At 73.4% G+C, this 22,859-nt stretch carries 21 protein-coding genes; 10 read left to right on the plus strand and 11 right to left on the minus strand.

Going from position 1 to position 22,859, the window contains the following annotated elements; all coding sequences use genetic code 11:
- Positions 1-128: 128 nt before the first annotated feature.
- From OG259_RS27995 to OG259_RS28005, 3 genes are read left to right on the plus strand one after another with little or no spacing between them, the layout of a single operon-like run.
- Positions 129-1,382, plus strand: a complete 1,254-nt coding sequence (locus OG259_RS27995) for a ferredoxin reductase family protein (protein WP_328944765.1) — start codon at positions 129-131, stop codon at positions 1,380-1,382.
- Entirely contained in the window at positions 1,375-1,566 is a 192-nt protein-coding gene (locus OG259_RS28000; protein ID WP_266891644.1) for a hypothetical protein, read from the plus strand. Before OG259_RS27995 ends, OG259_RS28000 begins: the two co-directional genes overlap by 8 nt.
- Before the next feature lie 37 nt (positions 1,567-1,603).
- The gene (locus OG259_RS28005) at positions 1,604-2,389 is read left to right on the plus strand and encodes a sulfite exporter TauE/SafE family protein (RefSeq protein ID WP_328944766.1); all 786 of its coding nucleotides are present in this window, start codon (positions 1,604-1,606) and stop codon (positions 2,387-2,389) included.
- A 27-nt stretch (positions 2,390-2,416) separates the two neighbouring features.
- Here the strand turns inward: OG259_RS28005 and OG259_RS28010 are convergent, their stop codons facing one another.
- The 5 genes from OG259_RS28010 to OG259_RS28030 all read right to left on the minus strand — a co-directional run bounded on the left by OG259_RS28010 (position 2,417) and on the right by OG259_RS28030 (position 6,799).
- Entirely contained in the window at positions 2,417-3,034 is a 618-nt protein-coding gene (locus OG259_RS28010; protein WP_328944767.1) for a class F sortase, read from the minus strand.
- Positions 3,035-3,116: 82 nt separating this feature from the next.
- Positions 3,117-3,623 (minus strand): hypothetical protein, encoded by a 507-nt coding sequence (locus tag OG259_RS28015; RefSeq protein WP_328944768.1) that lies wholly within the window; start codon positions 3,621-3,623, stop codon positions 3,117-3,119.
- Positions 3,624-3,894: 271 nt separating this feature from the next.
- Positions 3,895-4,299, minus strand: a complete 405-nt coding sequence (locus OG259_RS28020) for a hypothetical protein (protein ID WP_328944769.1) — start codon at positions 4,297-4,299, stop codon at positions 3,895-3,897.
- Positions 4,296-6,002 (minus strand): right-handed parallel beta-helix repeat-containing protein, encoded by a 1,707-nt coding sequence (locus OG259_RS28025; protein WP_328944770.1) that lies wholly within the window; start codon positions 6,000-6,002, stop codon positions 4,296-4,298. Before OG259_RS28025 ends, OG259_RS28020 begins: the two co-directional genes overlap by 4 nt.
- Positions 6,003-6,037: 35 nt before the next feature.
- Entirely contained in the window at positions 6,038-6,799 is a 762-nt protein-coding gene (locus OG259_RS28030) for an aminotransferase class IV (protein WP_328944771.1), read from the minus strand.
- A 92-nt stretch (positions 6,800-6,891) separates the two neighbouring features.
- On the opposite strand from OG259_RS28030, the gene OG259_RS28035 reads away from it, so the two are divergent.
- The 4 genes from OG259_RS28035 to cutA are packed head-to-tail and all read left to right on the plus strand — an operon-like array spanning position 6,892 to position 11,851.
- Entirely contained in the window at positions 6,892-7,503 is a 612-nt protein-coding gene (locus tag OG259_RS28035; RefSeq protein ID WP_328944772.1) for an NADPH-dependent FMN reductase, read from the plus strand.
- 12 nt (positions 7,504-7,515) lie between these two features.
- On the plus strand, positions 7,516-9,249 hold the full coding sequence (locus OG259_RS28040) for an ABC transporter ATP-binding protein (protein ID WP_328944773.1): 1,734 nt from the start codon (positions 7,516-7,518) through the stop codon (positions 9,247-9,249).
- Positions 9,246-11,135, plus strand: coding sequence for an ABC transporter ATP-binding protein (locus OG259_RS28045; protein ID WP_328944774.1), 1,890 nt, complete (start codon positions 9,246-9,248; stop codon positions 11,133-11,135). Before OG259_RS28040 ends, OG259_RS28045 begins: the two co-directional genes overlap by 4 nt.
- On the plus strand, positions 11,132-11,851 hold the full coding sequence (gene cutA, locus OG259_RS28050) for a divalent cation tolerance protein CutA (RefSeq protein ID WP_328944775.1): 720 nt from the start codon (positions 11,132-11,134) through the stop codon (positions 11,849-11,851). Before OG259_RS28045 ends, cutA begins: the two co-directional genes overlap by 4 nt.
- Positions 11,852-11,900: 49 nt before the next feature.
- Here the strand turns inward: cutA and OG259_RS28055 are convergent, their stop codons facing one another.
- The 6 genes from OG259_RS28055 to OG259_RS28080 form a co-directional block, all read right to left on the minus strand.
- Positions 11,901-12,557 (minus strand): response regulator transcription factor, encoded by a 657-nt coding sequence (locus OG259_RS28055; RefSeq protein WP_328944776.1) that lies wholly within the window; start codon positions 12,555-12,557, stop codon positions 11,901-11,903.
- A complete protein-coding gene (locus OG259_RS28060) occupies positions 12,554-13,729 on the minus strand; it encodes a sensor histidine kinase (protein WP_328944777.1) in 1,176 nt (391 codons plus the stop codon). The genes OG259_RS28055 and OG259_RS28060 overlap by 4 nt, the downstream gene beginning before the upstream one ends.
- A 64-nt stretch (positions 13,730-13,793) precedes the next feature.
- Complete coding sequence (locus OG259_RS28065; protein WP_328944778.1) at positions 13,794-15,860, minus strand: MMPL family transporter; 2,067 nt, start codon at positions 15,858-15,860, stop codon at positions 13,794-13,796.
- A 189-nt stretch (positions 15,861-16,049) separates the two neighbouring features.
- Complete coding sequence (locus OG259_RS28070; RefSeq protein WP_328944779.1) at positions 16,050-18,158, minus strand: molybdopterin oxidoreductase family protein; 2,109 nt, start codon at positions 18,156-18,158, stop codon at positions 16,050-16,052.
- 75 nt (positions 18,159-18,233) lie between these two features.
- Positions 18,234-18,920: a SanA/YdcF family protein gene (locus OG259_RS28075; protein WP_328944780.1), complete on the minus strand. Its 687-nt coding sequence runs from the start codon at positions 18,918-18,920 to the stop codon at positions 18,234-18,236.
- Positions 18,921-18,958: 38 nt separating this feature from the next.
- Complete coding sequence (locus OG259_RS28080; protein ID WP_328944781.1) at positions 18,959-19,681, minus strand: aquaporin; 723 nt, start codon at positions 19,679-19,681, stop codon at positions 18,959-18,961.
- A 79-nt stretch (positions 19,682-19,760) separates the two neighbouring features.
- Here OG259_RS28080 and OG259_RS28085 point away from each other — a divergent pair, with 79 nt between their 5' ends.
- From OG259_RS28085 to OG259_RS28095, 3 genes are all read left to right on the plus strand, one after another.
- On the plus strand, positions 19,761-20,447 hold the full coding sequence (locus tag OG259_RS28085) for a hypothetical protein (RefSeq protein WP_328944782.1): 687 nt from the start codon (positions 19,761-19,763) through the stop codon (positions 20,445-20,447).
- Positions 20,448-20,586: 139 nt separating this feature from the next.
- Positions 20,587-21,435: a sirohydrochlorin chelatase gene (locus OG259_RS28090; RefSeq protein ID WP_328944783.1), complete on the plus strand. Its 849-nt coding sequence runs from the start codon at positions 20,587-20,589 to the stop codon at positions 21,433-21,435.
- A 35-nt stretch (positions 21,436-21,470) separates the two neighbouring features.
- A complete protein-coding gene (locus tag OG259_RS28095; protein ID WP_328944784.1) occupies positions 21,471-22,820 on the plus strand; it encodes a deoxyguanosinetriphosphate triphosphohydrolase in 1,350 nt (449 codons plus the stop codon).
- The last annotated feature ends 39 nt before the right edge of the window (positions 22,821-22,859 follow it).

Below are 22,859 nucleotides of genomic sequence, written 5' to 3' on the forward strand. Positions count from 1 at the left end.
ACGTACCCCTCCCCCGTCAGCCGGTCCACGCCCCGGCCCCCGCACCCCCGATACCGGCCCCGCCCGCTCCCGCCCTGCGGCTCGCTCCCGAGCGTCTGCGGACCGCGATCCTCGCCGGCGCCGGGGCGGTGGCCCTCCTGTGGGGTGTCCAGGCCCGGCCCTCCGCCCGCCTGGACGCCTTCTTCGCGTCCGGCGCCCACCTCACCGGCCTCCTCGCCGGCTACGGCGTCCTCGTCCTGCTGCTGCTCATGGCCCGCGTCCCGGCCGTCGAGCACGGCGTCGGCGCCGACCGGCTCGCCCGCTGGCACGCGCTCGGCGGCCGGTACGTCCTCGGTCTGATCGGCGCCCACGCGCTCCTCGCGCTCTGCGGTTACGCCGTGCACACCCGCACCGACCTGGTCACCGCCACCGGGGACCTCCTCGCGTACGGGGCGATCGCCGCCGCCACCGCCGGCACCGCCCTCTTCGTCGCCGTCGGCATCACCTCCGCCCGGGCCGTGCGGAACCGGGTCCGCCACGAGACCTGGCGGGCGATCCACCTCGGCGGGCTCCTCGCCGCCGCCCTCGGCTTCGTCCACCAGCTCGCCGGACCCGACATCGCCGACAGCCTCCTCGTCCGCTGGCTCTGGTCGATGGCCCACGGCACCGTCGCCGTCCTCCTCGTCTGGTACCGGCTCGTCGTCCCCGTCCGCGCCGCCCTCCGCCACGAGCTGCGGGTCGTCGAGGTCCGCGACGAAGGGCCCGGGGTCGTCTCGGTCCTCGTCCGGGGCAGGGGAGTGGCCCGGCTGCGGGCCGAACCCGGCCAGTTCTTCCGCTGGCGCTTCCTGCGGCGCGGGCTCTGGGCGACCGCCCTGCCCTTCTCCCTCTCCGCGCCCGTCCGCGACGACACCCTGCGGATCACCGTCAAGGCCCTCGGCGACCACACCCGCCGCATCCGGCGCCTCCGCCCCGGCGTCCGGGTCCTCGCCTCCGGCCCCTTCGGCGCGCTCACCGCCCACCGCCGCACCCGCCGCAAGGTCCTGCTGCTCGCCGGAGGCGTCGGCATCACCCCGCTGCGCGCCCTCTTCGAGACGCTGCCCGGCGGGCCCGGCGACGTGACCCTGCTCTACCGGGCCTCGGACGCGGCCGGTCTCGTCCTGCGCGAGGAGCTGGAGGCCATCGCCCGCGAACGGCAGGCCGCCCTCCACTTCCTCCTCGGCCGCTCGGACGACTCCTTCGACCCCCTCGCCCCGCGCGCCCTGCGCCACCTGGTGCCGGACCTCGCCGTCCACGACGTGTACCTGTGCGGGCCGCCCGCGATGGCGCGCGCCGCCACCGCCAACCTGATCCGGGCCGGGGTTCCGGCCTCCCGCATCCACAGCGAGGACTTCGACCATGCCTAGACACGGTGCCCCGCGCGTCCCCGCCGTCGAGCAGGCCCGCCGCCGGCTCGCCGCCGCCCTCCTCGGCGCCGGCGCGCTCGCCGCGACCCTCCTCACGGCCTCGGTCTCCCCGGCCGCGCCACCCGCCCCCGACCGGGAACCGGGCGCCGCAAGCTCAGACGTAGCTCAACTCTCCAGAGATTGATGGACGGGGCAACGATCGTCTCCCTAGGCTCACGGGCATGCCCGAGATCTCGCTGACCACGCTTGTCCTGCTGTGCCTCGCCGCGCTCGTGGCGGGCTGGATCGACGCCGTGGTCGGCGGCGGCGGGCTGCTCCTGCTGCCCGCCCTGCTGCTCGGGCTGCCGAACGTCCAGGCCGCCCACATCCTCGGCACCAACAAGGCCGTCGCCATCGTCGGCACCACCGGGGCCGCGATCACCTATGTCCGCAAGGCGCCGGTGCAGGTCTGGACGGCGGTGCGCATCGGGCTCGCCGCCCTCACGGGCTCGATGGCCGGCGCGTTCTTCGCGGCCGGCATCAGCAGCGAGGTCCTGCGTCCGGTCATCATGGTCGTCCTGCTCGCCGTGGCCGCCTTCGTGATGTTGCGGCCCTCGTTCGGAGCGAAGGCCGAGGGGGAGGAGCGGGCGCCGCTGACCCGGGCCCGGATCGTGACCGCGATCGTCGTGGTCGGCGGTGGGATCGGCTTCTACGACGGTCTGTTCGGGCCGGGCACCGGCACCTTCCTGGTCCTCGCCCTGACCGCCGTTCTCCACCTCGACCTGGTGACGGCCTCCGCCACCGCGAAGATCGTCAACGTCTGCACCAACGCGGGCGCGCTCGCGATGTTCGCGTACCAGGGCAGCGTGTACTGGCAGCTGGCGGCCGTCATGGCGGTCTTCAACCTGATCGGCGGGACGGTCGGGGCGCGGATGGCGCTGAGCAAGGGCGCCGAGTTCGTGCGCGGGGTGCTGCTCGTCGTGGTGCTCTCGCTGGTCGCGAAGCTCGCCTTCGACCAGTGGGCCTGACCTTCACCGGACCGGCCGACGGACCGGCTACCGCACCCCGATGAGGTGGCCGTACGCGACCACGTTCCCCTGGTAGCCGTTCTTCTTCGAGAAGCCGCCGCCGCAGGTGATCACCCGGATCTCCGCGCGGCCCGCCTCGCCGTACACCTTCCGGTCCGGGAATTCCTTGTTCTCGTAGACCTCGACCGCGTCGACCGTGAACACGGCCGTCCGCCCGTCCTGCCGGTCCACCTCGATCCGGTGGCCCTTCTTCAGCGCGCCGAGGGTGTAGAAGACGGCGGGTCCGTCGGCGTTGTCGACATGGCCCGCGACGATCGCCGTGCCCTTGGCGCCGGGCGGGGTGCCGTTCTCGTACCAGCCGGCCATGTTCCGGTTCCCGGCCGGCGGTACGTCGAGCGAACCGTCCGGGGCCAGACCCAGCCGCATCATCGGGGTGTCCACATCGGTCTCGGGGATGCGCAGCCGGACCGGCGCCGAGGGAGGCAGCGGGTCGGCGGCGGCGTCGGTGTGCACGCTCGGCCCGGCGGCGAAGGCCTGCGCGGCCGACGGTACGGGCGGGGTGACCTGCTCCGAGCCGTTCTGGACGAGCCAGAGCCCGACGCAGACGGCCACGGCTATGCCCCAGCCCTTGCTCCTGTTGCTCACCTGGGTTCCCTCGGGAGGTGTGGCCCTGCCCCCGCCGGGCCGTGTTCGGGCGCTCCGGCGGGGGCAGGACGGGCGGACGGTCTCAGTGGCCCTGCGCGCCGCTCGCCCGGCGACGCAGGAGCCAGACCCCGCCCACGGCAGCTGCGGCCAGCACCGCCGCGCCTGCCGTGATCTGGGCGGTGTCGGGGCCCACACTGCCCCCGACACCGGTCTGGACGTGGCCGCTGGGACGCCGGTGCTTGACGGTCAGGTCGCCCCGGGCCGTCTTTCCGTTGTCGCAGGCCACGCTGATGCCGTACGTGCCGGCCTTGGCGTGCTCCGGTACGCGGAACTGTCCGACCACGACTTCCTTGTGCGTGCTCGGGTTCAGCTGGAACTCGCCCGCGCCGAGCGAGTTCGCGTCCCCTACGCCGTGACCGTGCTTGCCGCAGGCGAGCGTGTTGACGGTGACGGTGGTGCCGGGTTCGGCGTCGGAGGGGAAGAGTTCGAGCCACTCGGAGTCGTTGGCGAACGCCGAGGGGGCGGCGAGGACTCCGATCGCGGCGACCGTCAGCGCGGTACCGGTGAACAGGCGGACAGTGGTGCGCATGGGGGGCCTCCGGGGCGCGCGAGCGGTCGAGCGGGGCGGTCCTCCCGGGAGGGACTTCCCGGAACGGCCTTCTGTGACCGAGATAAGAGCCGCCGCGCGCCCCTCGCCTGCTGATGAGGCATCAGGATTGGGCCGTCCGATACGGTGTGTCGCCTGGATTTCCCGCGTTCACGCAGGTCAGAGAGGGTGTCGTTGTGTCAGCTGACGCCCCGTGCCGAACGGGTGACCGGAGTCCGCGGGCCGGCAGCCGGCGGACCGGGTCACCTGCCGGTCAGACGCCCGTCAGGCCGGTGATCGCCGCCAGGGCCCACTCCTGCGCCCCCACCGTCGTACCGGCCACGACCCCCGTCGCGACGGGCGCGAGGGCGCCCCGGAGCGTGGCGAGCGCGCGGCGCAGCCTGGTCTCCTCGACGGGCTCGACACGGGTGATCTCGGCCAGGACCCCCTCGGCCGCGTCCTGGGTGTCCTGCCGGTCCTGCTCGGCGAGGCCGGCCCGGGGGAGCTGCCGGAGGAGCTCGTTCACCCGCTCGGCGAGTGCCTCGTACCCCGGCGCGACCGTGTTGTCGTTCTGCTGGTTCTGGGTGACGGTCTCGTTGCCCCAGGCGAACTGGGAGTGGGAGACGTCGCCGTTGAAGACCGGGCCGTCGTTGCCGGGTGTGCTCCGCTGCTCGTTCATGAGGGGGAACCGTCTCCTTCGGATGGCTGCTGGTTCTGGGTGACCACGTCGTTGCTCCAGGCGAACTGGGAATCATGGACATCGCCGTGGATGACCAGGCCGTGGTTGATGATCGTCGGTGGGGGCTCGGCCGGTGGAGCGCTCTTCCGGACCACGGGGAGCGACGTACGGAGCGAGACCAGTTCGACATGGCCGTTGTGCTGGACCGCTCTGCCCTGCGTGCCGCTCACCGAGCAGTCCACCAGGCGGCCGCTGCACCCGTTGTCGAAGACCGCCCCCGCGACGGCGCAATCCGCGAAGGTGCTGTGCGCGACGTCCACGTAGGAGGCGTCCCTGCCGCAGAGCCCGATCCCTTCCGAGTCGCTGACGGTCAGGTTCCTGGCGAAGAGTCTGCCGTTGCCCATCCCGATGGCGCCGCCGCTGCTCACGGTGCTCACCGCGCAGTCGTGCAGGAACAGTTGGGCGTCCTCGGTGACGCCGAAGCCCACGGTCCCGCGCTCCGCCGTGACCCGCCGCAGGGTGACCCTGGACTGGCCGGACGCGGTCACGGCGGGCAGGGTGAAGTCACGGAACAGCGTGTCGGTGAGGTCGGCCGTGGTGCCGCTGTCGCCCTGTGTCTCCAGGCCGGAGGGGCACCGTTCCACCCGGACATGATCGAACGAGGCGGCGGATCCGCTCCAGACCCGCAGCGCGACACTCGTCAGGTCCTCGACCCGGACGTTCCCGAAGCGGCCTCCGCCGCCCTCGCTGACCGCGATCCCGACGTTGCCGCCGGCGATGCGGCCGCCGTGCACCTCCGGCGCGCCGCCCCTGGTCGAGAACACGGCGATGTTCCCCGAGTTCAGCACCTGGCAGTCCTCGAACCGGCCTCGGGCCTCCGTCTGGACGTTGATGCCGGTGTCGCGGCAGTCGGTGAGGACGCAGCCGCGGACCACCGGGTCCGCGCCGCTCGCCGCACCGATGCCGTGCCGGGCGCCGGTGACCCGGGTGTTGTCGACGGACCCCCGGGACTGTTCGGTGAACATGATCCCCTCCCCGTGCACGGCGCTGATCACGCAGTCCGCGACGACGAGCCCCGCCCGGGCGTCCGCCGTGAGGGCCGCCTGCCCGGTGCCGGTCAGCTCGCAGCCGACGACCTCGGCGTGCGCGTCGCTGACCCGGAGACCGTGGATGCGGCTGCCCTCGATCCGGCTGCCCCGGACGGAGACCCGGGCCCCTTCCAGTACGGCGATCGCGTTGTCGGCGGCGTCGGTGAACCGGCACCGCTCGACGAGTGCCGCGCCTCCGGTGAAGAGCGCCCGGCCGTGCGTGACCACACTGTCCCGCAGGTTGACCGTGGTGTGCGGCCGGGCGTGCAGGGCGACGCCGCTGTGTGCCCGGATCTCCGTGTGGTCGAGGGTGAGCGTGCCCGTGTGGCAGGCGACGACGTCCGCCTCGCGGCCGACCAGGGTGAGGCCGTGGACCCGGACCGATCCGGAGGCGTCGAGGACGGTGCTGCGGGGCCGGCCGACCACGACGGAGCCGGGGCCCTCGGCCGCGACCAGCTGCACGTCGCCCCGGACGACGAGCGTCTCCTCGTACCGGCCGGGCGCGATCTCGATGAGCGCCGCCCGGCCCCGTGCGGCCGCCGCCCGGAGCGCCGACGTGATGTCGGGGTGGGCGCGGCGACCGCCGCGCGGCGAGACGACGTATCTCGCGACCATTCCGATGACTCCCCCTGGGTCGGTCCTGTGGCGCTCTACAACTCGTCCCACTCCACCGAGTCGTATGTCGAGTACACCCGCTCCATCAGTTCCTCGTCCACCGCGAACGTCACCTCGTCGATCGCCGTCACGGCGGCGATGGAACGGGAGTTGGTGACGAGCGCGGCCCGGTAGCCCGACAGATCGGCCAGGGTGACCGGGCGCCGGACCGAGGGCAGGCGGGGCTCCAGGAGGGCCATGGTGATGCCTTCGAGGCAGGGCGCCGACGGCCAGACCAGGGAAGTCCCGTCCCAGAAGGCGATGTTGGTGACCGCTCCCTCGGCGATCTCGCCGTACGGGGAGGTCAGCACGGCCTCGTCGTAGCCGGCGCGCAGGGCCGCCTCGCGGTGGTAGCTCTGGCCGAAGCCGCCCAGGTGCTTGATGTGCGGCGCGGGCCGCCAGTACTCGGCGGTCGTCAGGCGCTGCGGGGCGCCCAGGCCGTCCGGGGCGGGTGCGGCGACGGTCACCGCGATGCGGATGTCCGGGTACACGTACACGCGCACGGAGGCGTTCCGCTGCCCGGAGGTCTCCAGGGCGCCGGTGATCAGGGCGCGGACCCGCTTGCCGTCCAGCTCCTGGTCGAAGAGCTCGCGGGTCGCGCGGTCGAGACGGGCGAGATGCAGGTCGAGGCCCTTCACGCGCCCGTCCCGTACCTGCATCGCCGTGAAGTGGCCGAAGCCGGTCATGAGGGCGGCGAGCAGCCCGGGGTCGGTCGCGGGGTCGCCGTCGATCTCGATGTGCGGGGGCGGAGTCGTCATGCACTCACCGTACGTCCGGGGAAACGGCCTTGGGAAAGAGCCGCAGAACGCCGCTTGACCTCAACCAAACTTGAGGTACCACGATCCTCGGCATGGACATCACGAACGCCACCACGGCCACCGCCTCCGCCCCCCTCACCCTCGCCCTCGTCGTCGCCAGCGACCGCGAAGGACGCTTCGCCCCCGTCGTCACCGACTGGTTCCGCTCCCGTCTCGCCGAGCGCGAGGACTTCACCGTCACCGTCGTCGACCTCGCCGAGATCGACCTCCCCACCTCCCTCTCGTACGACCCGTCCCCGGCCGTCCGCGCCGAACTCGCCAAGGTCACCCCGGTGCTGGAGGCCGCCGACGCGTACGTCGTCATCACCCCCGAGTACAACCACTCCTTCCCCGCCGCCCTCAAGAACCTGATCGACCGGCACTACACCGAATGGCAGGCCAAGCCCGTCGGCTTCGTCTCCTACGGCGGCATCTCCGGCGGTCTGCGGGCCGTCGAGCAGCTCCGGCAGGTGTACGCCGAGATGCACGCGGTCACCGTCCGCGACACCGTCTCCTTCCACAACGCCCACGGGCTGTTCGACGAGGACGGACGACACAAGGACCCCGCCGCCGCGGAAGGCGCCGCCAAGGCCCTCCTCGACCAGCTCGGCTGGTGGGGGCGCGCCCTCAAGGACGCCAAGTCCGTCCGCCCGTACGGCGTGTGAGGGACCGTCACCATGCTGCTGCGACTCCTCGCCCCCCGCCTCAGGCCGTACCGGACCCTCCTCGTCCTCCTCGTCGCCCTCCAGCTCACCCAGTCCCTCGCCTCCCTCGCCCTGCCCGCCCTCAACGCCGGCGTGATCGACCAGGGCGTCCTGCGCGGCGACACCGACCGGGTCCTCAGCGGCGGCGCCGCGATGGTCGCCGTCACCCTCCTCCAGGCGGCGGCCGCGGCCGCCGCCACCTACACCGGCGCCCGGATCGCCATGGGCGTCGCCCGCGACCTGCGCTCCGAAGTCTTCCGCCGCGTCCAGGAGTTCTCCGCGCGGGAGCGGGGACGCCTCGGCGCCGCCTCCCTCATCACCCGTACGACCAACGACATCCAGCAGATCCAGACGTTCACCGTCCTCGTCCTGACCATGCTGGTCGCCGCGCCGCTCCTCTGCTTCGGCGGCATCGCCATGGCCCTGCGCCAGGACGTGCCGCTCGCCCTGGTGCTGCTGCTCTTCGTGCCGGTGATGACCGGGGCCGTCGGCAGCGTCGTCCTGCGGATGCGGCCGCTGTTCAAGGGCATGCAGGAGCGTGTCGACCGCGCCAACCGGGTGCTGCGCGAGCAGATCACCGGGGTCCGGGTGGTCCGCGCCTTCGTCCGCGACCGGCACGAGCGGGAACGGTTCGCCGCCGCCAACGACGAACTCCTCTCCGTCGGCCTCCGGGCCGGCCGGCTCCAGGCCCTGATGTTCCCGACGGTCCTCATCGTCTGGGAGCTGACGACCGTCGCCCTCGTGTACGTCGGCGCCCACCGCATCGACTCCGGCGCCCTCCAGCCCGGCGGACTCGTGGCCTTCCTCGGCTATCTGCTCCAGACCTCGATGTCCGTGATGATGGTCGTCTTCCTCCTCATGCACATGCCCCGGGCCGAGGCGGGCGCCGTCCGCGTCCGCGAGGTGCTCGACACCCGCTCGTCCGTCGCCCCGCCGGCCTTCCCGGTCCGGACCTCGGACCGGCGGGGGCATCTGGAGGTCCGGAGCGCCGACTTCCGGTACCCGGGTGCGGAGGAGTCCGTCCTCAAGGACGTCGGGCTCGAAGCCCGGCCGGGCGAGACGACCGCGATCATCGGCTCCACCGGCAGCGGCAAGTCGACCCTGCTCGGACTCGTGCCCCGGCTCTTCGACGCCACCGGCGGCGAGGTCCTCGTCGACGGCGTCGACGTCCGCGAACTCGACCCCGACCTCATGGCGAGGACCGTGGGACTCGTCCCCCAGAAGCCCTACCTCTTCTCCGGGACCGTCGCCACCAACCTCCGCTACGGCAAGCCCGACGCGACCGAGGAAGAGCTCTGGCACGCCCTGGAGGTCGCCCAGGCCGCCGACTTCGTCCGCGGGCTCGACGAGGGGCTCGACGCGCCCGTATCCCAGGGCGGCACCAACTTCTCCGGCGGCCAGCGGCAGCGGCTCGCCATCGCCCGGGTCCTCGTCGCCCGCCCCCGCCTCTACCTCTTCGACGACTCCTTCTCCGCCCTCGGCCCCCGGACCGACGCCCGGCTCCGCGCCGCCCTGAAGGAGGAGACGGCGGACGCCGCCGTCGTCATCGTCGCCCAGCGGGTCTCCACCATCCGGCAGGCCGACCGGATCGTCGTCCTCGACCGGGGCCGGAACGTCGGCACCGGCACCCACACGTCCCTGATGCGGGACAACCCCACCTACCGGGAGATCGTCCTCTCCCAGCTCACCGAGGAGGAAGCCGCATGAGTACGGCCACGGAGAGCCGCACCACGAAGGACACACCCGCCGGAACCGTCCCCGCCCGCACCGGCCCCTCCACCCCGCAGCGCGGCCCCGGACTCGCCGCCACGCCCGGTCTCGAACGCTCCCTCGCCTTCCGCGCCTCCGGCCTCCGCCTGCTGCGCATCCTCGCCCCCGACCGGGCCCGCCTCCTCGGCCTCCTCGCCGCCGGTGCCACGGGCGTCGCCCTCACCGTCCTCAACCCCCTCCTCCTCGGCCGCGCCACCGACCTCGTCATCACCGGCGCCACCGGCCCCGCCGGGGTCGACTTCCGGGCCGTCGGCCGGCTCCTCGCCCTCTCCGCGCTGGTCGTCGCCGGGTCCTCCTTCTTCACCTGGGCGCAGTTACGGATCGCCACCACCGTCGTCCAGCGGGCCGGCCACCGGCTCCGTGAGGAGGCCCAGCACAAGCTGGCGAAGCTGCCCCTCGGCTACGTCGACCGGCAGCCGCGCGGCGAGATCCTCTCCCGCACCACCAACGACATCGACAACATCACCCAGACCCTCCAGCAGGCCTTCAGCCAGATGGTCCGCGCCCTGCTGACCCTGGTCGGCGTCCTCGCGATGATGTTCTGGGTCTCCCCGGTGCTCGCCCTCGTCGCCCTCGCCACCGTGCCCGTCTCGATCGTCGTCGCCGGCTTCGTCGGCCGCCGCGCCCAGCCGCAGTTCGTGAAGCAGTGGGCGGTCACCGGCCGGCTCGGCAGCCACGTCGAGGAGATGATCACCGGACACACCGAGGTCGTCGTCTTCGGCCGCCGCGAGGAGGCCGTGCGCCGCTTCGACGAGCTGGGCGAGGAGTTGTACCGGGCGAGCTTCCGCGCCCAGTTCGTGTCCGGGTTCATCCAGCCCGCGCTGACCTTCGTCGGCAATCTGAACTACGTCGCGATCGCCGTCGTCGGCGGACTGCGGGTGGCGAGCGGCACGCTGTCCGTCGGCGACGTCCAGGCCTTCATCCAGTACTCGTACGACTTCAACGGCCCGATCACCCAGGTCGCCGCCATGGCCAACCTCCTCCAGTCCGGAGTGGCCTCCGCCGAGCGGGTCTTCGACCTCCTCGACGCCGAGGAGGAGGACCCGGACCCGGCCGAGCCGAAGAGGCCGGAGGCGCTCCGCGGCCGGGTCTCCTTCGAGAAGGTCGCCTTCCGCTACGAGCCGGGCAGGCCGCTCATCGAGGACCTGTCGCTCACCGTGGAGCCGGGCCGGACCGTCGCCATCGTCGGCCCCACCGGGGCGGGCAAGACGACCCTGGTCAACCTGCTCCTCCGCTTCCACGAGGTGACCGGCGGCCGGATCACCCTCGACGGCGTCGACACGGCGGCGATGACCCGGGAGGAACTGCGCTCCGGCATCGGCATGGTCCTCCAGGACACCTGGCTCTTCGGCGGCACCATCGCCGACAACATCGCGTACGGAGTGCCCGGCGAGGTCTCGCGCGAGCGGATCGTCGAAGCGGCCAGGGCCGCGCACGCAGACCGGTTCGTCCGCACCCTGCCCGCCGGGTACGACACCGTCCTCGACGAGGACGGCGGCGGCCTCAGCGCCGGCGAGAAGCAGCTCGTCACCCTCGCCCGCGCCTTCCTCTCGGACCCGGTCATCCTCGTCCTCGACGAGGCCACCAGCTCCGTCGACACCCGTACCGAACTCCTCGTCCAGGAGGCGATGGCCTCCCTCCGGGCGGGCCGCACCAGCTTCGTCGTCGCCCACCGGCTCTCCACGATCCGGGACGCGGACACCATCCTGGTGATGGACGGCGGTTCGATCGCCGAGCAGGGCAGCCACGAGGAACTCCTCGCCGCCGGGGGAGCGTACGCCCGGCTGCACGCGGCCCAGTTCGCCCGTACGGTGGAGACGTGATCGTCACCGTCCGCACCACCACCGACGCGCGCGCCAAGGCCGATGCCCTGGCGCGCGGCGCCGTCGAGGCCCGGCTGGTCGCCTGCGCGCAGATCTCGGGGCCCGTCACGTCCGTCTACCACTGGCAGGGCGCGATCGAGACCACCGAGGAGTGGGAGGTGGTGTTCAAGACCACCGAGGCCCGCTACCGGGCCCTGGAGGCGTACCTCCTCGCCGCCCACGACTACGAGACGCCCGAGATCCTCGCCACCCGGGTGACCCGGGTCAGCGAGGGGTACGCCCGCTGGGTGGAGGGGGAGACCGCGGGCGCCCCGGTGATCGAGGGCCCGGCGGACGACGAGCGGCCGTTCTTCGTCTACGGGACGCTGCGCCCGGGCGCGTACAACCACGACCGGTTCCTCGCCGGACGGATCGGCACCGAGGCGGACGCCGTGCTGCACGGGGCGGTCCTGCACGACGGGCCCGGCTATCCGTACGTCGTCCCGGCGGAGGAGGGCCGGGTGGTCGGCACCCTGCTGACACCCGCGTCCGGCTCCTACGGCGAGCTGTTCGGCCTGCTCGACCGCCTTGAGCTGCCCGTCGGGTACGAGCGGGTGGCGATGGACGTCGTCCGGACGGGGGACGGGGCGCGGGTGTCCGCCTGGGTGTTCCTGGCGGCCCCGGACGCGCCGCTCGGCGCGGTCATCGAGAGCGGCGACTGGTTCAGCCGGCCGTAGGGCCCGTCCGGCGGATCGGCGGATCGGCTGAGCCGGTGGCTTCGGCTGCTCAGCGGCCCGGACTCACCAGGCCCGACTCGTAGGCGATGATGACCAGCTGGGCCCGGTCCCGTGCGGACAGCTTTCCCATGATCCGGCTGACATGGGTCTTCGCCGTGAGGGGCGAGAGTCCCAGCGTCTCCGCGATCTCGGTGTTGTTCAGGCCCCGGCCCGTCAGCGTCAGCACCTGGCGTTCACGGTCCGAGAGCCCCTCCGGGCCGGCCGTCGCCAGGGGTTCCGGCACGGCCAGCGCCCGGGCGATCAACCGGGACGTCGGGCCCGGCGACAGCAGGGCCTCGCCCGCCGCGACCGTACGGATCGCGGTGAGGAGCTCCGCCGGGTGGATGTCCTTGACGACGAAGCCCGACGCGCCCGCCCGCAGCGCCTCCATGACGTGCTCGTCGGTGTCGTACGTGGTGAGGACCAGCACCTTGACTCCGGCCAGGTCCTCGTCGGCGGCGATCAGCCGGGTCGCGCCGATCCCGTCGAGCTCGGGCATCCGGACGTCCATGACCACCAGGTCGGCCCGCGACGAGCGAGCCAGCTCGACCGCCTCCCGGCCGTTGGCCGCCTGGCCCACGACCTCCATGTCCGGCGCCGATTCGAGCAGCATCGCGAACGACGCCCGGACGAGCGTCTGATCGTCCGCGAGCAGCACCCGGATCACACCGTCACCTTTCGCACCGAGAGCGGCAGCGCCGCCTCGACCTCGAAGCCCCCGCCGGCGCGCGGGCCCGCGACCAGTGTGCCGCCCACGCTCCTCGCCCGCTCCCGCATCCCCAGGATCCCGTAGCCGGAGCCGCTCGTTCCTCCCCCTACGCCCTGCGGGGCGTGGGAGGACCCCCGGGGAGCGGCGCCGCCGTTGGTCACCCGTACCGTCAACACCTCCTCGTCGAGACCGACATCGACCCGCACGTCCGCGCCCGGACCGCCGTGCCGTACGGCGTTGGTCAAGGACTCCTGCACGATCCGGTACGCCGCCGCGCCCACGGCCGCCGGGATCTTCGCCGCCGCCGTCCGTACCGACAGGTCCGCGCCCGAGGACCGTACGAGGTCGGGCAGCGAGGCCAGGTCGGGCAGCGGGCCCTCCGGTGCGGCCCGCAGCACGTCCAGCGTCGTGCGCACCTCGGTCCGGGCCTCCCGGCAGGTCTCGGCTATGCCGTCGAGCGCCTGCACGAGCGCCTCCCGGTCGAGCCGGTCGGGGTCGGCGACCAGGACGTGCGCGGCGACCGACGTCTGCACGCCGATGAGGGTGATCGAGTGGGCGAGGAGGTCGTGCAGGTCCCGGGCGATGCGCAGCCGTTCCTCGGAGACCTTCCGCTCGGCCTCGTGCTCCGCCCGCTCCAGCACGCCCGCCACCAGCTGCCGGTAGAGCCGGATGCTCGTGCCGAAGACCAGCATCGCGATCACCCAGCCGGAGACCCGCAGCAGTTCCACGATCTCGTGCGGGTTGACGAGGAGCTGGATGGTGAGGGTGACGGAGGTGACCGAGAGCCCCACGATCACCGTGCGCACCGGCCGGCCGGTGGAGGCGACGGTGTAGAGCGCGGTCATCGAGGCCGGTATGGGCGCCAGATGCATGTAGTCGAGCCCGTGGTACGGGGCGACGCAGGCCACCACGGCGAGCAGCACCGGCAGGGGCGCCTTGCGACGCCAGGCCAGCGGGACGTGCGCGGCGAGCAGCAGCGTCCAGCCGAGGGCGTCCGGGCGGCGGCCGTCGTCGACGCACAGCGCGAGCACCGTGGCGAGTACCGCGAACACCGCGGCGGCCGTCGCGTCGCACCGCACCGGGTACGGCGCCGCCTGAGGGTCGCGGGTGAAGGCCGCTGCGAAGTCCATGGTGTCCATCCTCCCTGCGGGAAGGGGCTCCTGACAGTGCGTGGAGCCCCTCGGCCGTCCTCGATCAGACCCGTACGGGCTCCCGCCCGGATCCTGAACCCGCCGTCGGCGCAGGCGTCCTGGCCAGCGGGCCGGGCCACCACACCTTCCGGCCGAGCAGCACGCTCGCGCTGGTGACGAGATAGGTGCGGACGAGGAAGGTGTCGAGCAGGACACCGACCGCGATCACGAAGCCGAGCTCGGCCAGTTGCACCATCGGCATGTTGACGAGCACCGCGAAGGTCGCGGCGAGGACGAGTCCCGCCGAGGCGATCACCCCGCCGGTCGTCCGCAGGGCCGTGAGGGCCGCGGCACCCGGCTCGGCACCGTCCAGGCACTCCTCACGCATCCGGTGCATCAGGAAGATGCCGTAGTCGACGCCGAGGGCGACGAGGAAGACGAAGGAGAGCAGGGCGAGGCCGGGGTCGGTGCCCCCGAAGCCGAAGAGGCCCTCGAAGACGAGACCGCCGATACCGAGGGCCGCGCCCCAGACGGCGACCACGGCGGCGACCAGGACCAGGGGTGCGACGAGGCTGCGCAGCAGCACGACCAGCACGATCAGGACGACGACGATGACGAGCGGGACGACGATGTTCCGGTCGCGCGCGCTGGTGTCGCTCATGTCGAGCTGTTCCGTGCTGGGCCCGCCGACGTACACGCCGTCGCCGAGCGCGGTCCGCAGTTCCTCGATGGTCGCGGTCTCGGCCGCGGACTGCGGCGGGTGCGCGGCGATGACGGAGATCTCCGTCCAGCCGCCGCCGCTGCGGCCGCGTTCGGCCTTCGCGACGCCGTCGGTCGCGAGCGCGGTCCGCAGCGCCCGGGGGACCAGGTCCGTCGGGGCGACCACGGTGACGGGCTGGGTTCCCAGCTCCGGGTACGCGGCGGCCAGCGTCTTCATCGCGGCGACCGCCTCCGGGGTGGAACTGAACGAGTCCTCCTGCTTGAGGGCTCCGGGCAGGTTCAGCGCACCGAGCGCCAGAGCGGCCAGGGCGGCGGCGCCCGCGAGGAGGACGGCGAGGGGGCGCCGTCCGGCGGAGGAGCCCATGGCGGCGAAGAGCGAACGGCGCGCGGCCTTCGGCTCGCTTCCGTACGCCGGGATCAGGGGCCAGAACACCCGGCGCCCGAGGACGACGAGCAGGGCGGGGAGCAGCGTCATCATCGCGATGAGCGCGCACAGGACACCGACGGCGGCCGTGGGCCCCATGCCCCGGCTGCTGTTCATGTCGGCGGCGAGCAGACAGAGCATGCCGAGGGCGACGGTCCCCGAGGACGCGAGGACGGCGGGGCCGCAGCCGCGCAGCGCGGCGGCCATGGCGTCGTACGGGCGGGGGACGCGGCGCAGTTCCTCGCGGTAGCGGGAGACGAGGAGCAGCGCGTAGTCGGTGCCCGCGCCGAAGACGAGGATCGTCATGACGCCCGTGCTCTGGCCGGAGACGCTGATGTCGAAGCCCTGGTGCAGGGCGTAGGTGACGGCCATGGAGAGGAAGTCGGCGACACCGGCGACGGCCAGCGGGACGAGCCAGAGGAACGGGCTGCGGTAGATGACGATCAGGAGGATCGCGACGACGGCGACGGTCGTGTAGAGGAGCGGGCCGTCGAGGGAGTTGTAGACCTCGCTCGCGTCGGTGGCGAGCGCGCCCGGGCCGCCGACCTCGCCGCTCACGGTCGCGCGGACGTCGTGGACGAAGGCGTCTCTGGCCGCCTCGTCCGTACCGGGCTCCGTGCTCGACACGGCGTACAGGAGGGTGGTGCCGTCCTCGGAGGGGACGGGCCGCGGCGGCGAGGCGAGCGGGTGGTCGGCGGCGACCTGCCGCACTTCGCGGGCGGCGGTGGCCTTGTCCGCGGCGGTCAGTCCGCCGTCACGGTGGTAGACGAGCACGAGGTCGGTGGAGCCGCCACCGGGCATCTGCTCCATGATGTTCGCGACCTGCGTCGAGTCGGCGCTCGCGGGCAGGTAGTCGACGGCGCGGTCGCGCTGTACGTCGCCGAGCTTTCCGGCGAGCGGTGCGGCCAGGGCGAGCACGATCACCCACAGGGCCAGCACCCCCCAGCCGACGAACCTCTTACGGCCCTCCATCGGGTCCCCCTTCATCGATCCTCTTCGGGTCGATCCCAGATTCCCGCCGCGCGGAGGGCGATGCGTCGCGCTGACGGCCGAGGTGGGGGGTACTGCCGGGGGCGGTGCGCCGGGCCGGTTACTCCCGGGGGAGTACGGGCGCGTACACCGCGCCCGGAGAGCCGCGCCCGGCCCGCGGGCCGGCAGGGCTCCTCCGGACACCCCCTAGGTGTCGTTGCCCGCGCGCTCCAGACGGACCGCGCACACCTTGAACTCGGGCATCCGGGAGATCGGGTCGAGGGCCGGGTTCACCAGGGTGTTGGCCCGGCCCTCGCCCGCCCAGTGGAACGGCATGAAGACGGTGTCCGGCCGGATGGCGGTGGTGATCCGGGCCGGTGCGACGGCCCGGCCGCGCCGCGAGACCACCGCGATCCGCTCGCCCTCCGCCACCCCGAGCCGCTCGGCGACCCGGGGGTGGAGCTCCACGAAGGGGCCGGGGGCCGCCGCGTTCAGCTCGTCGACCCGCCGGGTCTGGGCGCCCGACTGGTACTGGGACACGACCCGGCCGGTGGTGAGGACGACGGGGTACTCGGCGTCCGTCTCCTCGGCCGCCGCGCGGTGCACCACCGGCACGAACCGGGCCCGCCCGTCGGGGGTCGCGAACCGGTCCAGGAACAGCCGGGGCGTCCCCGGGTGGGACTCGGTGCCCTCCGGGGTCTCGGGGCAGGGCCAGAAGACTCCCTGCTCGTCCTCGATCCGCCGGTAGTCGATGCCCGAGTAGTCGGCGGGACCGCCGGCCGAGGCCCGGCGCAGCTCGTCGAAGACCTCCTCCGGCTCGGCGGGGAATCCCTTCTCCCAGCCGAGGAGTCCGGCGAGCGCGTGCAGCACCTCCAGGTCGCTGCGGACCCCGGCGGGCGGGGTGAGGGCGCGTCGGCGGAGCAGTACCCGGCCCTCCAGGTTGGTCATGGTGCCGGTCTCCTCCGCCCACTGGGTGACGGGCAGGACGACATCGGCGAGCGCGGCGGTCTCGGAGAGCACCACGTCCGCGACGGCGAGGAAGTCGAGCGAGCGCAGCCGTCCCTCGATGTGGGCGGCGCGGGGCGCGGAGACCACCGGGTTGGAGCCCATGAGGAGCAGGGACTTCACGTCGCCGCCGAGTGCGTCGAGGAGCTCGTACGCGCTCCGCCCGGGACCGGGCAGCGACTCGGGGGGCACGCCCCAGACCCCGGCCACGTGCGCGCGTGCCGCCGGGTCGTCGAGCTTGCGGTAGCCGGGGAGCTGGTCGGCCTTCTGGCCGTGCTCGCGGCCGCCCTGGCCGTTGCCCTGGCCGGTGAGGCAGCCGTAGCCGCTGAGCGGCCGGCCCGCCTTGCCGGTGGCCAGGCAGAGGTTGATCCAGGCGCCGACGGTGTCGGTGCCCTTGGACTGCTGCTCGGGGCCGCGCGCGGTCAGCACCATGCCGGTGTCGGCGTCGGAGAACAGGGCGACGGCCTCCCGGAGCCGGGGCACCGACACGCCGGTGATGCGCTCGACCTGCTCGGGCCAGTGGGACATGGCCCCGGCGCGCGCGGCCTCCCAGCCGGAGGTGCGAGTTGCCACGAACTCCTGGTCGACGCGTCCTTCGGCCACCACGAGGTGCAGCATGCCGAGGGCGAGCGCCAGGTCGGTGCCGGGGCGCGGCGCGAGGTGGAGGTCGGCCTGTTCGGCGGTCCGGGTGCGGCGCGGATCGATGACGATCAGCTTTCCGCCGTTCTCCTTCAGCTCGGTGAGGTAGCGCAGCGCGGGGGGCATGGTCTCGGCCAGGTTGGAGCCGACGAGGATCACGCAGCCGGTCTTCGGGATGTCCTCCAGGGGGAAGGGGAGTCCCCGGTCGAGGCCGAAGGCCCTGCCGTGCGCGGCGGCCGCCGACGACATGCAGAAGCGGCCGTTGTAGTCGATCTGGGAGGTGCCGAGGACGAGCCGGGCGAACTTCCCCAGCGTGTACGCCTTCTCGTTGGTGAGGCCGCCGCCGCCGAAGACCCCCACGGCATCGGGACCGTGGTCGGCGCGGGTCCGGCGCAGCCCGTCGGCGACGGCGGCGAGTGCCTCCTCCCAGGACGCGGGCGTCAGGACCCCCGTGTCAGGGCATCGGACCAGGGGCTCGGTGAGCCGGACCCGGGAGGAGAGTACGGAGGGGGCGGTGCGGCCCTTGCCGCACAGCGCGCCCCGGTTGACGGGGAAGTCGGTCCGGTCGACCACCTCGGCGGGCAGCTCCGGGACGCCGGTGGGGCGGAGCGACATGCCGCACTGCAGGGCGCAGTAGGGGCAGTGGGTGGGTACGGCGGTGACCTCGGACATACGGTCAGCGTGCGTCGGCCGTGTTACGCGGGGCGGCACCGCTCATTACGGGCGCGGTGCCATGCCCTCCGTTCGCTACGGCCTCCGAGGTGAGGCCAGAGCCTCGGTGACGCCCTTCTCCTCCGGGCCGAGGAACTGCGGATCGGGCCGCAGGGCGGCGTCGAGGGAGGCCTTGCCGGCGGCGAACAGTTCGCGGGTGGTGCCGTAGTACCAGGTGCGGTCGTGGGGTTCGGGGACCCCGACGCCGTACGCGTCGACGCCCGCCCGCCCGCACAGTGCGACGGCCCGCTTGATGTGGAAGTCCTGGGTGACGAGGACGGCCCGGTCGACGCCGAAGACCTTCTTGGCCCGGACACAGGAGTCCCAGGTGTCGAAGCCCGCGTAGTCGCTGACGATCCGCCCGTCCGGCACCCCGCGCGCGGCGAGGTACGCGCGCATGGCGCTGGGTTCGTCGTATGCGGTCCTGCTGTTGTCGCCGGTGACGAGCAGGACCCGGACCTTGCCCGTCCGGTACAGCTCGGCGGCCGTGTCGAGCCGGTGCGCGAGGTACGGGGTGGGGCGCCCCTTCCACAGCCCGGCGCCGAAGACGACGGCGACGTCCCGGGCGGGCACGTCGGCGGTGGTACGGAGCTTCCCGGCGGCGGCGGTGTGCATCCAGGTGACGGGGGTGAGCGCGAGGACGGCGCCCAGCATCGCGGCCTGGACGGTACGGCGGCGGGCCCGGGTGGTGCGGGGGATCAGCCGGGTGAGCCGTGCCGGCATGCGGGAACCTCCGGGGTGTGCGGGCGGGTGTCGGTCTGTCACCTCGTCCGACGCGCATCGGCGGGATTCGGTTCACCGGACGCCCCGCGTGTTCCGTACAACACACCGGCCAGGGCCATCCCGAGCAGCATGCCGAGCAGCTGGGCGGCGGCGAAGGCGGGCACGGAGGCGGGGGCGATGCCGGTGAAGGAGTCGGAGAGGGAGCGGCCGACGGTGGCGGCCGGGTTGGCGAAGGAGCCGGAGGAGGTGAACCAGATCGCCGCGCCGATGTAGCCCGCGACCGCGACGGGGGCGAGGCCGGGACGGCCGATGTGGCGCAGGCCCTGGACGACGAGGACGAGTCCGGCGGTGGCGACGGCCTCGCCGAGCAGGAGATGGAGCGCCGAACGCGGCTCCGTGGCCCAGGCGCCGGGCGTCCGCCCGAACATCGCCTCGGCGAGCAGCGCGCCCGCGACGGCTCCGGCGAGCTGGGCGCCGATGTAGGCGAGTGCCTCGCGTCCCCCGCGCTCGGGGCGCCGGGACCACCACTCGGAGAGGGTCACGACGGGGTTGAAGTGGGCGCCGGAGAGCGGGCCGATGAGGGCGATGAGCAGCCCGAGACCGATGGCGGAGGCGGCGGCGTTGGCGAGCAGTCGGACGCCGATGTCCTGGCTCAGTGAGTCGGCGCGGATGCCGGAGCCGACGATGACGGCGACGAGGGAGCCGGTTCCGATGAACTCGGCGGCGACGCGCCGGGGGAGCGCGGGCGGGGACATTCTCATAGTGGAAAAGATATTCCGTGAAGCGGAAGAGTGGAAGAAATAAGGAGAGGAAAAGAAGAACCGACCGTACGATCCGCGCATGATCATCGATGCCGTCCGCAACAACGCCGAGTGGTGCCAGGCCATGTGTGCCGCCCACGGCCACCCCGGCAGCTTCGGCCCCCGCGCCTGGACCAGCACCCGCCGCACCCCGCTCTACTACCCGGACGCGGTGACGCTGACCGAGGACGCGGACGTCAAGGACGTCCTGAACGGCATCGACCGCACCACCCCCGGTGCCTCGGTGAAGGACAGCTACGCCCGCCTCGACCTCACGGCCGAAGGCTTCCGCCTCCTCTTCGAGGCCAGTTGGATCCACCGCCCGGCGGGCCTCCCGGGCCTCCCGGTCACCGCGGGACACAGCGCCGTCCGCACCCCGGAGGAGCTCGCCGCCTGGGCCCTCGCCTGGAGCGACGGCGACGTCGACGAAGCGGCCCTCTTCCGCCCCGAACTCCTCGACGACCCCGCGACCACCGTGCTCGTGTACCGGGCGGCCGACGGCACGATCCTGGGCGGGGCCGTCCTCAGCGCGAGCGCCCGCGTCACCGGCGTCTCCAACGTCTTCACCACCGGTGACACCCCCCAGTCCTCCGTGTGGGCGGGCGTCCTCGCCGCCGTCCCCGACGACCGCCCGGTCGTCGGCTACGAGTCCGGAGACGACCTGACCGCCGCCCTCGCCGCCGGCTTCCAGGAGGCCGGCCCGCTCCGCGTCTGGCTCGACGCCTGACACCGCGCGTGCCCCGCCGGATGCCTGACATCCGGCGGGGCACGCGCGTGAGGTCACGGAAACACCCGCGTGAGAGCACGGAAAACAGTCGTGACCCCCGCGCAACGGGCAGGCAACCTGCGACCCGCAGGATCGGTGCATGACGGAGCCGGACAGCACGTACGCCACCGCCGCCGGGCTGCTCGGCAGGATCACCGAGCAGCTCGGCGAGCAGCTCGGCCACCTCCCGCCGCCGAGACCGCCCATGACCGCACCCACCCTCGTCGCCGTCGGCCACGGCAGCCGGAACCCCCGCGCCCGCGCCACCCTCGGCCGCCTCCTCGAACGCGTCCGCGAACTGCGGCCCGGGCTCGACGTACGGCTCGCGCACATCGAGCTGAACACCCCGCTGCTCGACACCACCCTCACCGAGCTCGCCGCCGAGGGCCGCGACGCCCTGCTCGTCCCCCTGCTCTTCGCCCCGGGGCACCACGTCACCCACGACCTGCCCGCCGCCCTCGCCGCCGTGCCCGGACTCCGCGCCCGCGTCGCCGAGCCGCTCGGTGCCCACCCGCTGCTCGTCGAGGCCCTCGCCGACCGGCTCGCGGACGCCGGCTGGGCCCCCGAGGACGGGACCTCCGGCGCCGCCGGGGTCGTCCTCGCCTCCGCCGGGTCCCGCGACCCCCGCTCCGGCGCGGAGCTCCGCCGTATCGCGGCCCTGCTCGGCGAGCGGCTCGGCGGAGTCCCCGTCGTCCCCGCGTACGCCTCCGCCGCCGCCCCCACCGTGCCCGAGGCCGTCCGCGCCCTCGCCGCCCGGGGGCGCCACCGGGTCGCCGTCGCCTCCTGCTTCACCGCCCCCGGCCTCTTCGCCACCCGCGCCGCCGCCCACGCCCCCTGGATCGCCGCCGCCCCCCTCGGCGCGCACCCGGCCCTCGCCCGCCTGGTCCTGCACCGCTACGACACGGCTCTCCGTACGACCACCCTCGCGCGGGAACTCGCCGCCGTCTGAGCGCTTCTGTCGGTCCCTCCGGTTACCTTCGGTGCATGGAAGGCATCGCAGACAGCGCAGACACCAAGGGCAGCCCGGACATCACCGACATCGCCGATATCGCCGACGCCACCCCCGGCTACGACTCCGCCGCGACCGACCGCTGGGCCGCCGAGCCCGACAAACGCCCCGGACGCACCGCCTTCCAGCGCGACCGCGCCCGCGTGCTGCACTCCGCCGCGCTCCGCAGACTCGCCGGCAAGACCCAGGTCGTCACCCCCGGCACCCGGGGCCACGCCTGGGACGCCAGCCCCCGCACCCGGCTCACCCACTCCCTGGAGTGCGCCCAGGTCGGCCGGGAGCTCGGTGCCGCACTCGGCTGCGACCCGGACCTCGTCGAGGCCGCCTGCCTCTCCCACGACATGGGCCACCCGCCCTTCGGGCACAACGGCGAGCAGGCGCTCAACGACGTCGCCAAGGACTGCGGCGGCTTCGAGGGGAACGCCCAGTCGCTCCGCCTCCTCACCCGCATCGAGCCCAAGCGCTTCGTGAAGGACGCCGAGGGCGACCTCGTCAGCGTCGGGCTCAACCTCACCCGCGCCGCCCTCGACGCCGCCACCAAGTACCCGTGGCCGCGCGGCGGACACCCCGAGGACCCCGGCTCGTCCAAGTTCGGCGTGTACGAGGACGACCTGCCCGTCTTCGAATGGATCAGGCGCGGTGCCCCCGCCGACCGCAAGTGCTTCGAAGCCCAGGTCATGGACTGGTCCGACGACGTGGCCTACTCGGTCCACGACTTCGAGGACGGCCTGCACGCCGGGCACATCGACCCCAACCTCCTCCTCGCCGAGCCCGAGCGCGCCGACATCGCGGCCGTCGCCATCGGCCGCTACGTCCCCGAGGACACCGACCCGCAGGAGCTCGCCGAAGCCCTCGACCGGCTCGTCGACCAGGAGTGGTGGCCGCACGGCTACGACGGCTCGGCCGTCGCCCAGGCCCGCCTCAAGGACGCCACCAGCCAGCTCATCGGCCGCTTCTGCCTCGCCGCCGAGGGCGCCACCCGTCAGGCGTACGGCTCGGGCCGCCTCACCCGCTACGGCGCCGAACTCGTCGTCCCCCGGGAGACCCGTAACGAGTGCGCGGTCCTCAAGGCCGTCGCCGACCGGTACGTGATGCAGCGCGCCGAACAGGAGGCGCTCCGCGCCGACCAGCGCATCGTCGTCGCCGAACTCGCCGAGGCACTCGTCGCCCGCGCCCCCGACGGACTCGAACCCCAGTTCCGCTCCCTGTTCGACCAGGCCCGCGACGACCGGGCCCGCAAGCGCGTCATCGTCGACCAGATCGCCTCCCTCACCGACGCCTCCGCCCGCGCCCTCCACGCCCGCCTCCGCCCCCACCGCTCCTGACCGCTCCCGAGTCGCCCTCTTCCGTCACCACCGTCCGTG

Origin of the sequence: Streptomyces sp. NBC_00250 (genome assembly GCF_036192275.1) — a bacterium.
In the GTDB taxonomy this organism is placed as follows: Bacteria; Actinomycetota; Actinomycetes; order Streptomycetales; family Streptomycetaceae; genus Streptomyces.

What these genes read in the sequence shown, in the direction of transcription:
- OG259_RS28085 (WP_328944782.1), top strand. Translation starts at nt 19,761, where the DNA reads ATGATCATCGATGCCGTCCGCAACAACGCCGAGTGGTGCCAGGCCATG.
- OG259_RS28045 (WP_328944774.1), top strand. Translation starts at nt 9,246, where the DNA reads ATGAGTACGGCCACGGAGAGCCGCACCACGAAGGACACACCCGCCGGA.
- OG259_RS28000 (WP_266891644.1), top strand. Translation starts at nt 1,375, where the DNA reads ATGCCTAGACACGGTGCCCCGCGCGTCCCCGCCGTCGAGCAGGCCCGC.
- OG259_RS28030 (WP_328944771.1), bottom strand. Translation starts at nt 6,799, where the DNA reads ATGACGACTCCGCCCCCGCACATCGAGATCGACGGCGACCCCGCGACC.
- OG259_RS28065 (WP_328944778.1), bottom strand. Translation starts at nt 15,860, where the DNA reads ATGAAGGGGGACCCGATGGAGGGCCGTAAGAGGTTCGTCGGCTGGGGG.
- OG259_RS28020 (WP_328944769.1), bottom strand. Translation starts at nt 4,299, where the DNA reads ATGAACGAGCAGCGGAGCACACCCGGCAACGACGGCCCGGTCTTCAAC.
- OG259_RS28035 (WP_328944772.1), top strand. Translation starts at nt 6,892, where the DNA reads ATGGACATCACGAACGCCACCACGGCCACCGCCTCCGCCCCCCTCACC.
- OG259_RS28095 (WP_328944784.1), top strand. Translation starts at nt 21,471, where the DNA reads ATGGAAGGCATCGCAGACAGCGCAGACACCAAGGGCAGCCCGGACATC.
- OG259_RS28005 (WP_328944766.1), top strand. Translation starts at nt 1,604, where the DNA reads ATGCCCGAGATCTCGCTGACCACGCTTGTCCTGCTGTGCCTCGCCGCG.
- OG259_RS28025 (WP_328944770.1), bottom strand. Translation starts at nt 6,002, where the DNA reads ATGGTCGCGAGATACGTCGTCTCGCCGCGCGGCGGTCGCCGCGCCCAC.
- OG259_RS28070 (WP_328944779.1), bottom strand. Translation starts at nt 18,158, where the DNA reads ATGTCCGAGGTCACCGCCGTACCCACCCACTGCCCCTACTGCGCCCTG.
- OG259_RS28040 (WP_328944773.1), top strand. Translation starts at nt 7,516, where the DNA reads ATGCTGCTGCGACTCCTCGCCCCCCGCCTCAGGCCGTACCGGACCCTC.
- OG259_RS28075 (WP_328944780.1), bottom strand. Translation starts at nt 18,920, where the DNA reads ATGCCGGCACGGCTCACCCGGCTGATCCCCCGCACCACCCGGGCCCGC.
- OG259_RS28090 (WP_328944783.1), top strand. Translation starts at nt 20,587, where the DNA reads ATGACGGAGCCGGACAGCACGTACGCCACCGCCGCCGGGCTGCTCGGC.
- OG259_RS28080 (WP_328944781.1), bottom strand. Translation starts at nt 19,681, where the DNA reads ATGAGAATGTCCCCGCCCGCGCTCCCCCGGCGCGTCGCCGCCGAGTTC.
- OG259_RS28060 (WP_328944777.1), bottom strand. Translation starts at nt 13,729, where the DNA reads ATGGACTTCGCAGCGGCCTTCACCCGCGACCCTCAGGCGGCGCCGTAC.
- OG259_RS28015 (WP_328944768.1), bottom strand. Translation starts at nt 3,623, where the DNA reads ATGCGCACCACTGTCCGCCTGTTCACCGGTACCGCGCTGACGGTCGCC.